The sequence below is a fragment of the Pseudophaeobacter flagellatus genome, from assembly GCF_021228235.1.
In the GTDB taxonomy this organism is placed as follows: Bacteria; Pseudomonadota; Alphaproteobacteria; order Rhodobacterales; family Rhodobacteraceae; genus Pseudophaeobacter; species Pseudophaeobacter flagellatus.
The window spans coordinates 194,077-206,352 of record NZ_JAJQRG010000008.1 but is presented as its reverse complement, the minus strand read 5'-3'; the positions used below and the strand labels follow the sequence as shown (position 1 = coordinate 206,352).

The window sequence follows — 12,276 nt, the reverse complement described above, 5'->3', positions numbered from 1 at the left end:
TGCCAGCGTGCAAAGTCTTAAGATTGCTCCGCCGAAATCCCTGAAATTCCCGGGGCTGGTTTTAACTTTCGAAGTCGCAGATGGAACTGTTCACCAGACTTTGCAAAGCCCGCCCCCTGCGCATAGCGGGCCTAGGCGTCTCGCCCCCTGCTGCCCGTATGCCGGGCGACTGCTCCCAGCCCAAGCCAACGAGTCATGCCGAGTTTCCAGCCACTTTACTCTTTCTTTTCAATTCGGGCGGTGGCCGACGAAGGCTAGTAGACTACCTAATGGGCGCGGATATATCCATGACCACTTCATCATCCGTAGCCTCCAGGCAGGGGTGCAGAAAGAGCATTTCGACTTGGCCACAGCCTCTAAAGACATCCACAAAGCGGCTTGATAGGAAAAGACTTCCACCCCAAATTGGATCCCCCCAGAGATCAAGATTGGTTTCGACGCCATGGCACAATAGTGCAGAACCCTGAGGTGGCGGTGTGTATGGGTCGTCCCAAATATAGTTGGTGAGAGCTGTGCTCCACGCATTGAGAGCAAATCCGTCATTGGATCGAGCCACAACTGTCGGTATCGCCTGCAGCGTTGCCAGAACAGCGACGTCAAAGCCTAAAGGCTTTGCAGTTTCTCCGCGGACTGGCAGGCGGCGTACTTCGTTTCTGCCGAGATTGAGACGCTTAAGCCTTTCCTCCAGTTCATCGCTGATAACGATGGTATCTCCGGCCTTGCCAATGCCCCAAGCAGAGATCGTCTCTCTTACATCACAAGCCCAGCAAAGCCTCATACGGTCTGGCCAGGCTTCATCTGGGGCGGGTCTCGCGAGGTCAGTAAAAAGGCCAAGGTCTGCCATGGGCCTCTTCCGATCATACTCGGAGAAAAGGGGAAGCTCATTGTCCACGTGGCCCTTGAGGCGGGAGAAATAGAAAGGCAGCTGGGCCATAATGGTATCTCACTGAGGGACATCAAATTTATTACATCACCGCATGCACGGTGACAATGTCACATCGTTTGATAGAGACTGATCGCTCTCCAGAGGCATTGAGGACCCTCATCATGCGTATTGCGCCTTCAGCGCTGTCCTGTGTCGAAAACAGTACTGGACGTTATTAGCGGCTCCTCTCTCAGTAGCTGAAGCCGAAGTTCAAACAGCATCAGGCACCGAAAGCTCTTAGGTTATGGTCCGAATTGTAGCTGTAAAACGGTCCGAACGCGTCAATTTTTGAATTTGATCTTTCATAATTGACCAAATGAAATATTTATTTCAAAGTCGGACCAAAGATCATCTTGGAGATTCCTGTTGCAGCCCTCGATCCGATCCCAGTTGGAAGGTGCCTTGGAAGATGGGTCTAAAGCAGACCGTCTTTTGGCCCGCTATATGCTAGACTCGTGGGGAGGCTTGCCCTTTGAGAACGCTGCGAGCATCGCGCGTTCTGTGAAGGTGAGCGAAGCTACGGTTGGGCGTTTCTGCCGGTCCATCGGTTACAGCAGTTTTCGCGATCTGAAGGATCATTTGAAGCATGATATGGGCGATGAACCTTGGCTCATGTCCGACCGATTGCACGAAATGCGCAAGGGAGGCGGTGCCGACAGCGCTCAGCTCAACCAAGGGCTACAGCTTGAAATCGCCGCGCTCGTAGGCATTTACGAGCTGGCAGGCAGCCGGGAATGGCAGCAAGAGGCCGAGCGTTTGGCACAGACCTCGCATGTCTTTGTCGCCGGTTTCCAGACGGAGCGCGGCCTTGCCCAGTATTTCGCCAACCAGATGCAATATGTCCGCGACGGCGTTACATTACTCGACCTCGCAGGCGGGAACTTCGCTGAAGTTTTGCTGACCAATGGGCCTGCGCACCTCGTGATTTTTGAGGCGCGGCGCTATTCAGTTTTGTCCAAAAGCCTTGCTGAAGAGGCCCGCACAGCGGGAGTGACGGTGACGTTGATCACCGATGTCTTTTGCGACTGGGGCTATGAGACAGCAGATCAGGTCTTTGCCGTGCCAACCCAGTTCAACCAATTCTGGGATTCGACAGCCCAGATGGCCAATCTCTCCAACCTACTGATCCATAGCGTTTTTCTAAAGCTCGGGACCGAGGTGGATACCCGGCTAAACCGGATCGCCGATCTTTATGGTCGCTTTACCGGCCATGTCGATCGCCCCGCACGGCAGGGCGCCAAACGCAAAAGCGATACAGAAAAAACCAACAGGAGTGAAAACGATGACAGCTAAGACCAAACTGGCCACGGCGCTTTCGACGCTGGCCATTGCAGCCAGCTTTTCCGCCGGCGCCTATGCCGAGCCGCTGCGGCTGGGGACAGAAGGTGCCTACCCCCCGTTCAACTATATCGAGGCAAACGGCGAAGTCGCCGGTTTCGATGTTGAGATCGGCCAAGAGCTTTGCAAGCGGATTGGTGAGGAATGCGAAGTGGTTGCGCAGGATTGGGATGGCATTATCCCGGGGCTTCTGGCGAACAAATACGACTTCATCATCGCCTCTATGTTCATCACTGAAGAACGCAAGAAGCAGGTGGATTTCACTGACCCCTACTATCTGGCCGCGATGACAAATGTCGTGCCCAAAGGCTCTGGCATCACCGAGTTCACCAATGCAGCCCTGGCCGGCAAGGTCATCGGCGCGCAGTCCGGCACCACGCAGGCCGACTACATCGAAGCAACCTACCCGGACTCGGATGTGCGGCTTTACCCGACGCAGGACGAGGTCAATCTCGACATGGCCAGCGGCCGGATCGACATGCAGGTCGGTGACATGCTGCCGATGCTGGACTGGACAACTAAGACCGAAGACGGCGCGTGCTGCGAATTGGCCGGTGATCCGATCACCGACCCGACCTTTGTCGGCGAAGGCGTGGGCATCGCCCTGCGTCAAGAAGACGACGAACTGCGTGAAAAGCTCAACGCAGCCTTGGCCGAAATGCGCGCTGATGGGACCTACAAGGCCATCAACGACAAGTATTTCGACATCGACGTTTACACGATGAAATGATGATCGCCCCCCAATCGGAGACCATGCATGTTTGAGTTGCTCTCTTACGGCGATGCCGGCTGGGGGGATGAAATCCTCGCGGGTTTGGCGATCACGATGCAACTGGCCGTTGTGACCCTGCCCATGGGTCTGCTGATCGGCTTTGTGGCGGCTTTTGCCTCTATGTCGCGCCACGCGGGACTAAGAGCTGTCGGTTATGGCTACACAACGATCATGCGTGGTCTTCCCGAGATCTTGACGCTCTTTGTGGTCTACAACGGCGTCGGGCTTTTACTGAACAAACTCGCCGCTTGGTGGAATCCCGGCGGGACCAATATTGAGTTCAGCCCCTTTGCCGCCGGAGTAACAGCGCTAGCCATGGTGTTTGGTGCCTTTGCGGGCGAAGTGCTACGCGGGGCGTTCCAATCGCTCGACGAAGGGCAGATGGAAGCGGGCCGTGCAATCGGTATGTCACCGCGCAAAATCTTCTTTCGCATCCGCCTGCCGCAAGTCTGGCGCTTTGCCCTGCCCGGCCTTGGCAATCTTTGGATCAATATGCTCAAAGACACGGCGCTGGTATCAATCATCGCGCTGGATGACCTGATGCGCATGACCAAGGTCGCAGTGGGTGTAACCAAACAGCCCTTCACCTTCTACCTGCTGGCCTGTCTGATCTACTGGGCGCTCTGTCTCCTGTCAGAAGTGGTTCTGGCCTATATGGAACGCCGCGCCAATCGCGGCATTCGGAGAGTCTGAGATGAACCCGATCGACATCGCCATACAATATTGGCCGCGCCTGCTCGATGGCACCTTGATGACCATCAAGCTGACATTTCTGGGTGCGCTGATCGCGGCCCTGTTCTCGCCCGGGCTCGCTTTGATCCGCGCCAATGCGACACCTGTCGCGCAGGCCCCTTTGCGGCTCTATATCTCTTTCATGCGCGGCACCCCCATTCTGGGGCAATTGTTCCTTATCTACTATGGCTCTGGTCAATTTCGCCCCTTCTTGCAGGACTGGGGGCTTTGGGGATTTTTCCGCGATCCGTTCAACTGCGCGCTGCTGGCATTTGCGTTGAACTCCACGGCCTACCAGACGGAAATCCTGCGCGGCGGCATCTTGGGCGTGGCACGCGGCGAGGTCGAAGCCGCCAAGGCAATCGGCATGACGCGCCTGCAAATTCTGCGCCGGGTGATCTTCCCCCATGCCTACCGGATCGCATGGCCCGCACTTGGCAATGAGATCATTTTGCTGATGAAGGCCAGTGCGCTGGCCAGCGTTGTCACCGTCTTCGACATCATGGGCCGCACCCGGCAGATCTTCTCGCGCAGTTTCGACTTCTCGATCTATCTCTGGGCCGCCCTGATCTACCTCTGCATCACCGCGATCTTTGTCCTGCTTTGGCGGCAGGGTGAGGCGCGTCTGAGCCGCCATATCGGCCCACGCAGCGAGGGCCGCTCCATACTCTCTCCCCCGGAAGGACCACAGCCATGAGCGAGGCCGAAATTATCCTGAAAGCCGAGGACATTCATAAATCCTTTGGCGCGGTGGAGGTGCTCAAGGGTATCTCGCTTGAGGCGCGTCAAGGCGATGTGATCTCGATCCTCGGCTCATCCGGCTCAGGCAAAAGCACCTTTCTGCGTTGCCTGAATTTCCTTGAGACGCCAACCTCGGGCAAGGTCACCATCCATGGGGAGGAAATCCAAGTGCGCGACGGCAAGCCCCTGAACGCGCGGCATATCGAAACCGTGCGGAGCCGCCTGGGCATGGTGTTCCAGCAGTTCAATCTTTGGAGCCATCGCACCGCATTGGAAAACGTGATGGAAGGCCCGGTGCAGGTCAAAGGCACCCCAAAAGCTGCCGCCCGCGCCGCCGCCGAAGCGCTACTGGAGCGGGTCGGCCTGAAGGACAGAATGGATATGTATCCCTCACAGCTTTCCGGCGGTCAGCAGCAGCGTGTGGCGATTGCCCGTGCGCTGGCGATGGAGCCGGATGCGATCCTGTTTGATGAGCCGACCAGCGCGCTTGACCCCGAACTGGTTGGCGAGGTGCTGAAAGTCATGCAATCGCTCGCCGCCGAAGGCCGCACAATGATCGTCGTCACCCATGAGATGGCCTTCGCGCGCGACGTCTCATCCGAAGTCGTGTTCCTGCATCAAGGCCGCATTGCCGAGCGCGGCGCGCCTGAGCAGATGTTCACCAACCCTCAAACCGAAGTCTTTCAGCGTTTCATCGCAACCGTGAAATAACGTCCTGCCCTTTTGCCAAACGAGTTCCCATGACACAGCATAACAAAACACCCGCATTTACAGGCGGCAGCATCCTGATTGAGGCGGCCGAGTTGCATATCGTCAGCCTGCCGCTGATCACCCCTTTCGTAATTTCCAATCAGACATTGACGGACAAGACCTTCCCGCTATTGGTGCTCAAGGGCGACGGGATCGAAGGCATCGCCGAAGCAGTGATGGATGAAATCCCCGACTATCTTGAGGAAACGATCCCCGCCGCCATGGCTTTTCTGCGCGACGTCTTGCTGCCGCAGATCGTCGGAAAACGGTTTGCTTCGCCCTATGAATTAGAGCCCCTCCTCGCCCCCTGGCGCGGCAATCGTATGGCTAAGGCCGTGGTCGAGATGGCCTTTTGGGACCTTTGGTCAAAAAGCCTTGGCATCCCTTTGAAATCCGCACTTGGTGGGACGCGCAATGCGGTGGACGTGGGCGTAAGCATCGGCATCGGCAGCATCGATGTCACGCTGGAGCGCATCGCCGAGGCGCAAGCGGCGGGCTATAAACGCACCAAGTTGAAGATCGCCAAGGGCCATGACGTAGCCCTGCTTGAGGCCGTGCGCGCGCACTATCCAGACATCAAGCTAACGGTGGATGCCAATACCGATTATGGGCTTGAAGATCTCGCCTTGCTGCGGCGCTTTGATGAATTCGACCTCGACTATATCGAGCAGCCGTTGGCCTTTGACGATATCCACGACCACGCGCAGGTTCAGGCGGCGTTAAAAACGGCGATCTGCCTCGATGAAAGCATCCGCAATGCGGTCGATGCGCGTAAAGCACTGGAATTGCGGGCGGCGCGGGTCATCAACATCAAGGTGGGCCGGGTCGGCGGTTTCGCGGCCGCCCGCGCGATCCATGACGTCAGCGCCGCCTTTGGCGCGCCGGTATGGTGTGGCGGCATGCTTGAAGCCGGAATTGGCCGTGCGCATAACATCCACCTCGCCACCCTCGCGAACTTCACCAAGCCGGGGGATACCTCCAGCGCCAGCCGCTATTTCAAACGTGACATCGTGAATGAGCCGTTGGAGGCTGCCAATGGCGAAATGCCGGTGCCGGGCAATGGCGCAGGGATTGGGGTCACGCTTGATCGGGACTACATGAAAACGGTCACTGGCCATTCTGAAATGATCCGCCCATGACTGCCCTGGGGATCAACGTTGAACTGCGTGAACTTGACGGCGTGACCGAGCTCAAACACGCAGAAGAGTTTCAGTGCACCGTTTGGGGCGCGGATGACCCGGCGGATAACTCCGACCTTATGCTTGCGATCCAACACGAAGGCGGACTGGTCGCGGGCGCATTTGTCGAAGGACGGATGCTGGGGTTTCTTTTTGGTTTTCCGACCAAAGATCCGGAGGTCCAGCATTCGCATCGGCTTGCCGTTCACCCCGAAAGCCGTGGGCTGGGGCTTGGCGCACGTCTCAAATGGTATCAACGCCATTGGTGCCTAGCACGCGGCATCACGTCGGTCCGTTGGACATTCGACCCCCTGCGCCGCGTCAACGCCAACCTTAACATCGCGCGGCTTGGCGCCACAGCCAATGTCTATCTGCCTGATTACTACGGACAGATGGAGGGCATCAACGCCGGTATCGCCTCAGATCGTATTGTGGCTGATTGGTCGCTGGATGCAGCACGGGTGACACGTCTCGCCGAAGGCATTAACGTTGAGAGTGAAGATCACCGCACTCCCATGCACGTTAAAATTCCACAAGATCTTGATGCCCTGCTATCGAATGATCTTGATCGGGCAATTTCCGAAAGACAGCGTGTTCGTTGTGAGATGACCACCGCTTTTGCTGAAGGCTACCGGATCATCGGTTTCAACCCAGCCGATAGCGCATATGCCCTTTCCATCATATGATCTTTCCCACCATACTCAGAATTACAACTCAGGTCCTGCAGCACTGCAAGGTGACGTCAGGGCCACTATTACCTCGGGGATTGGCCCTATATCTGATTGCAGAGCTCAGAGAGATCGCGGTTGAGATGAGCTTCTCAAACTTTCGCGCGCGGCTGGGCGTTAAAACGTTTATACTTGTCGCAAAGCAAGGCGCTTGCCCACGCGGCCCAGGTTAGAAACGGGCAAAGGAAACATTCCGCCCTTTTTTGACAACGTAGGGACAACTTGAATGAAACAACTTGCCCTTGATGCCGCAGATATTCGCATTCTGAGTGCACTGCAAAGGCACGGCCAGTTGAGCAAGGCCAGACTGGCAGAAATTTGCAGTCTTTCAGCGACGCCCTGCTGGGCGCGGCTGACGCGGTTGAAAGCTGCCGGATATATTCGTGGCTATCATGCTGACATCGCTTTGGGGCAACTGGCTGATTTCGCCCAAGTGATTGTAACAGTGTCGCTGAGCCGTCACCGGAAAATAGACTTTGACCGCTTTGAAACCTTTATCAACGGGCGGGATGAGATCATTGATTGCATCGCCACGGGGGGCGGGGTCGACTACATCATGAAGGTGATTACCCCCACGCTCTCCGCGTTTCAGGACCTTATGGAAGAGTTCCATGCCGAAGATCTCGGCATAGACCGCTACATGACCCATTTTGCGACGCGGCAGGTAAAGGCAGGTTTGCCCAACATTGCAAAGCTGGCAGCTGCGAACGTCAAAAACAGGCAAGCCGGTCCAATCGGTCCTGTTGGAGGGAAATAAACGGCCTGACCAGACTGCGAATTGAAAAACTTCAGACCACTTTCGCTGCACCTCTCAGACTATATCTCGGAAAGACTTTGACAGTTTGTGATCGGGAAGATCACGGACAAAACGGGAGGAGCTTTCAATGCACGCAGATGATTTTGGTTTCGGCACACAGATCCGCAAGTCGCCCTACTTTGACGCAACGGTGCGTTGGGGCGCCCAAGGGTTTTCGGTCTACAACCACATGTATATCCCACGTGATTTCGGGGATCCGGAGCAGAACTTCTGGAACCTCGTGAACGATGCGATCCTGTGTGATGTTGCCGTCGAACGGCAGGTCGAAATCACCGGCCCGGATGCCGCGCAATTCACCCAGCTGCTGACCTGCCGCGACCTGTCCAAGATGGCCGTGGGGCAGTGCAAATACATCCTGATCACAAACGCCGACGGCGGCATCCTGAATGACCCGATCTTGCTGCGCCTCGCTGAAAACCATTTCTGGATTTCTCTGGCCGACAGCGACATTCTGCTTTGGGCACAAGGGGTTGCGATCAATTCTGGCCTTGATGTCACGATTGGCGAACCTGATGTCTCCCCGCTGCAACTGCAGGGCCCGATGTCAGGTGAGATCATGAAGGCGCTGTTCGGCGACGACATTATGGATCTGCGCTACTACTGGCTGCGGGAGGTTGACCTGAACGGCATCCCGCTGGTGGTGTCCCGCACAGGCTGGTCGAGCGAGCTGGGGTATGAGATCTACCTGCGCGACGGCTCCAAGGGCGATCTGCTATGGGAAACCATCATGGCGGTTGGTCTGGAGTTTGGCCTGAAGCCCGGTCACACATCCTCTATCCGCCGTATCGAAGGGGGGATGCTGTCCTATCACGCGGACGCCGACATGGGGACCAACCCGTTCGAGCTTGGCTTTGACCGGCTGGTGAACCTTGATATGGAGGCTGACTTCATCGGCAAATCCGCGCTGCGCCGGATCAAGGACGAAGGCGTGAGCCGCAAGCAGGTTGGTCTGATCCTCGACGGTGCGCCGCTCACCGGGCCGAATACGACGTTCTGGGGTGTTCAGTACGCCGGTGAGGAGATCGGCAAGGTGACATCCGCCGTCTATTCGCCACGCCTCGAGCAGAACATCGCGTTGGCCATGGTTGCCGCCGAGCATGCCAACATCGGCGCAGAGGTTGAAGTTGTGACCAATTCCGGCCCCGCCCGCGCGACCATCTGTGAACGTCCGTTCTATGATCCCAAAAAGCAGATCGCAGCGGCGTAAGGCGTCTTTAGTAAGGGCAATCCAAATGTCAGACCTCGCAATTGAGCTGCATTGGCAGCGTGCGGCACCTGTTTTTCAAACAGGCACATATTCCAACGAACATACGGTTCAGTACAACAACCGCTATGACATGCTCGTGGACTCCGCCCCTGATTGGGGCGGAGATCCAGACAACACAAACCCCGAGCAGGCGCTCGCCTCGGCTCTGTCCAGTTGCCACATGATGACCTTTCTGGCGCTGGCGGCCAAAGCGGGCTGGCCAGTAGCAAGCTATCACGACTACGCAGAGGCGCATCTGGGCAAGAACCCCAAAGGGCAAATGTCCGTGACCCGGATCGACCTGCACCCTGTAGTGCGATTTGACACCGGGTTTTCCGTCAGTGCTGAAGAACTGGCCCAAATGCAGGACCGCGCGCACCGCTACTGCTTTATCGCCAATACCTTGGCTGAGAGTGTCGAAATCAATATACTTTAAAACACCGGAAGGATTAGCTTCGTGACCACCTCCGACATCCTGCAGCGTAATCTGGACGCGAGCGGAATTCTACGGCTGACCCTAAATGATGTTAGGCAGCGCAATGCACTTTCCGAGGCAATGCTGGCGGAACTGGGTGCAGCCTTTGCTGAAGCAGGGACTGACCAAAAGGTGCGGGTCATTGTTCTCGCGGCCAAAGGCCCTGCGTTTTGTGCGGGCCACGACCTGAAAGAAATGACTGCAGGGCGCAAGGGTGAAGACGGCGGCAAAGCCTACTTTGCCAAAGTGATGTCCATGTGCGCAGGCGTCATGCAGGGCATCGTGAATTGCCCTAAGCCTGTCATCGCCGAAGTCACCGGTGTCGCGACTGCTGCAGGCTGCCAGCTGGTCGCAAGCTGCGATCTGGCGATTGCGTCGGATAGCGCATCATTCAGCACGCCCGGGGTACATATCGGGCTGTTCTGTTCCACACCTATGGTGGCCCTGTCACGCAACGTCGCGAACAAGCACGCAATGGAGATGTTGCTGACGGGGGATATGACGTCAGCAGAAAGGGCTGCCGAGATCGGTCTTGTGAACCGCGTCGTTGCGCCAGACGCGTTGCAAGACACGACGATGCAGATGGCACACAAGATCGCGTCAAAATCCAGCATGACACTCGCAACCGGAAAACGCGCCTTCTACGCGCAGTGCGAAATGACGCTGGCTGACGCCTATGATTACGCCTCCAGTGTGATGGTCGACAACATGCTGGCGCAAGACGCGCGCGAAGGTATCAACGCCTTCATCGAAAAGCGCGCCCCCCTTTGGCAGGACGCCTGAACCATGAGTGCGAACCCCTACAACACCGATCTGGACCGTAATCCGGCAAACCATCAGCCGCTGACGCCGCTGACATTTCTGGAACGGGCCGCGCTGGTCTTCCCTGAACACACTGCAATCGTGCATGGCAGGTTGCGGCGCAACTACGCGGAGTTCTACGCACGGTCGCGCCAACTGGCGTCCGCTTTGGCGCAACACTCCATCGGGCGTGGGGATACGGTGTCTGCAGTGCTGGCCAATACGCCTGCGATGCTCGAGTGCCACTACGGTGTGCCGATGTGTGGCGGAGTTTTGCACTCGGTGAATACGCGCCTTGATGCGTCAGTGATTGCGTTCCAGCTGGACCACGCCATGTCCAAAGTTGTCATTGTGGACCGCGAATTCATGCCTCTGATGCAAGAGGCGCTGGCACTGGCCACGGTGAAGCCGCTGATAATCCAATACAACGATCCTGAATTTTCCGAGGCTGAGACCCAAACTGATCCGCAGGACTATGACGCGTTTCTCGCCACTGGTGATCCCGATTTTGACTGGCTCATGCCACTTGATGAATGGGATGCGATTTCGATCAACTACACCTCCGGCACCACCGGCGACCCCAAGGGCGTGGTCTCGCATCATCGCGGAGCCTATCTTCTGGCGCAGGGCAATGCGCTGACCACCTCAATGGCGAAACATGCGGTCTATCTCTGGACCCTGCCTATGTTCCACTGCAACGGCTGGTGTTTCCCCTGGACCCTGTCGGCGATTATCGGAACCCATGTTTGTTTGCGTCAGGTCAGGGCAGAGCCAATCTGGACCGCCTTGGCGGACGAGGGCGTCACCCATCTATGCGGCGCACCGATCGTGATGTCCCTGATGATCTCTGCCCCCGAATCTGAAAAGCGCCGGCTCAGCCAGACGGTTCAATTCTTCACTGCTGCCGCTCCACCGCCCGAAAAACTGTTGGCAGATATGAAAACCGCAGGTTTTGACGTGACGCATCTTTATGGGCTGACCGAAACCTACGGGCCCGCCGTGGTGAATGACTGGCATCAGGATTGGTCAAATCTTCCTTCTGATGAACAAGCCGCACTGAAATCCCGCCAGGGTGTGCGCTATCTGCCGCTAGAAGGTCTCGACGTTCTGGACCCCGAAACCATGCTGCCCGTGCCGCGTGACGGCAAAACCATGGGAGAGGTAATGTTTCGCGGCAACGTCGTGATGAAGGGCTACTTTCGCAACCCGACGGCCACCCAAGAGGCCTTTACGGGGGGATGGTTCCATTCCGGAGATCTGGGGGTGCGGCATCCCGACGGATATATCCAGCTCAAGGATCGCTCCAAGGACATCATCATTTCCGGTGGCGAGAATATTTCATCCATCGAGGTGGAAGAAGCGCTTTATCGCCATCCTGCGGTTGCGATTGCCGCCGTGGTTGCGATGCCTCATGAAAAATGGGGCGAAACGCCCTGCGCATTTGTGGAACTGGCCGTCGGTAAAACTGTGGATGCGGAAACCTTGCGTGCCTGGTGCAAGGAACAGCTGGCGTCCTACAAGGTGCCGGGACAGTTCGTGTTTATGCCGATCCCGCGCACATCCACTGGTAAAATTCAGAAATTTGTCCTGCGCGAACAAGCCAAAGAGTTCGCAGGGGCCCCCATAGATATCCGAACTTCCTCAACACGGGTGATCTAGAGCTTAGCGCGCAGGTCATCAAGGGGGAGACACCCTGGCCCTGATTGACGTGACAGGATCGCCAAAACCTCTTGGGCTTTGTCGACATCACGTCAATTCGCCTTGGGCTGTGTC

At 56.9% G+C, this 12,276-nt stretch carries 13 protein-coding genes and 1 pseudogene; 13 read left to right on the top strand and 1 reads right to left on the bottom strand.

Annotated features, from left to right (window positions below; genetic code table 11):
* Positions 1-262: 262 nt before the first annotated feature.
* Complete coding sequence (locus tag LRK71_RS15610) at positions 263-844, bottom strand: hypothetical protein (RefSeq protein ID WP_232404752.1); 582 nt, start codon at positions 842-844, stop codon at positions 263-265.
* 447 nt (positions 845-1,291) lie between these two features.
* On the opposite strand from LRK71_RS15610, the pseudogene LRK71_RS20580 reads away from it, so the two are divergent.
* The 13 genes and pseudogenes from LRK71_RS20580 to LRK71_RS15550 form a co-directional block, all read left to right on the top strand.
* Positions 1,292-1,507: pseudogene (locus LRK71_RS20580) on the top strand (MurR/RpiR family transcriptional regulator); the annotation flags it as partial.
* Between the two features lie 30 nt (positions 1,508-1,537).
* Positions 1,538-2,218, top strand: a complete 681-nt coding sequence (locus LRK71_RS15605; protein WP_408636017.1) for a MurR/RpiR family transcriptional regulator — start codon at positions 1,538-1,540, stop codon at positions 2,216-2,218.
* Positions 2,208-2,993, top strand: a complete 786-nt coding sequence (locus LRK71_RS15600; RefSeq protein WP_232404750.1) for an ABC transporter substrate-binding protein — start codon at positions 2,208-2,210, stop codon at positions 2,991-2,993. The genes LRK71_RS15605 and LRK71_RS15600 overlap by 11 nt, the downstream gene beginning before the upstream one ends.
* 27 nt (positions 2,994-3,020) lie before the next feature.
* Positions 3,021-3,728 carry an ABC transporter permease gene (locus LRK71_RS15595; RefSeq protein WP_232404749.1) on the top strand — a complete coding sequence of 236 codons (708 nt, stop codon included), beginning with the start codon at positions 3,021-3,023 and terminating at the stop codon, positions 3,726-3,728.
* A 1-nt stretch (position 3,729) separates the two neighbouring features.
* Positions 3,730-4,464 (top strand): ABC transporter permease, encoded by a 735-nt coding sequence (locus LRK71_RS15590; protein WP_232404748.1) that lies wholly within the window; start codon positions 3,730-3,732, stop codon positions 4,462-4,464.
* Positions 4,461-5,219, top strand: coding sequence for an ABC transporter ATP-binding protein (locus LRK71_RS15585; RefSeq protein WP_232404747.1), 759 nt, complete (start codon positions 4,461-4,463; stop codon positions 5,217-5,219). Before LRK71_RS15590 ends, LRK71_RS15585 begins: the two co-directional genes overlap by 4 nt.
* A gap of 29 nt (positions 5,220-5,248) precedes the next feature.
* Positions 5,249-6,397 carry an o-succinylbenzoate synthase gene (menC, locus tag LRK71_RS15580; protein WP_232404746.1) on the top strand — a complete coding sequence of 383 codons (1,149 nt, stop codon included), beginning with the start codon at positions 5,249-5,251 and terminating at the stop codon, positions 6,395-6,397.
* Positions 6,394-7,122: a GNAT family N-acetyltransferase gene (locus LRK71_RS15575; protein WP_232404745.1), complete on the top strand. Its 729-nt coding sequence runs from the start codon at positions 6,394-6,396 to the stop codon at positions 7,120-7,122. The genes menC and LRK71_RS15575 overlap by 4 nt, the downstream gene beginning before the upstream one ends.
* 268 nt (positions 7,123-7,390) lie before the next feature.
* Positions 7,391-7,921, top strand: a complete 531-nt coding sequence (locus tag LRK71_RS15570; protein WP_232404744.1) for an Lrp/AsnC family transcriptional regulator — start codon at positions 7,391-7,393, stop codon at positions 7,919-7,921.
* A gap of 127 nt (positions 7,922-8,048) precedes the next feature.
* Positions 8,049-9,188 (top strand): glycine cleavage T C-terminal barrel domain-containing protein, encoded by a 1,140-nt coding sequence (locus LRK71_RS15565; protein WP_232404743.1) that lies wholly within the window; start codon positions 8,049-8,051, stop codon positions 9,186-9,188.
* 25 nt (positions 9,189-9,213) lie between these two features.
* Positions 9,214-9,663: an OsmC family protein gene (locus LRK71_RS15560; RefSeq protein WP_232404742.1), complete on the top strand. Its 450-nt coding sequence runs from the start codon at positions 9,214-9,216 to the stop codon at positions 9,661-9,663.
* A gap of 21 nt (positions 9,664-9,684) precedes the next feature.
* Positions 9,685-10,485 carry an enoyl-CoA hydratase gene (locus LRK71_RS15555; protein WP_232404741.1) on the top strand — a complete coding sequence of 267 codons (801 nt, stop codon included), beginning with the start codon at positions 9,685-9,687 and terminating at the stop codon, positions 10,483-10,485.
* A gap of 3 nt (positions 10,486-10,488) precedes the next feature.
* Entirely contained in the window at positions 10,489-12,162 is a 1,674-nt protein-coding gene (locus tag LRK71_RS15550) for an acyl-CoA synthetase (protein ID WP_232404740.1), read from the top strand.
* Positions 12,163-12,276: the final 114 nt, after the last annotated feature.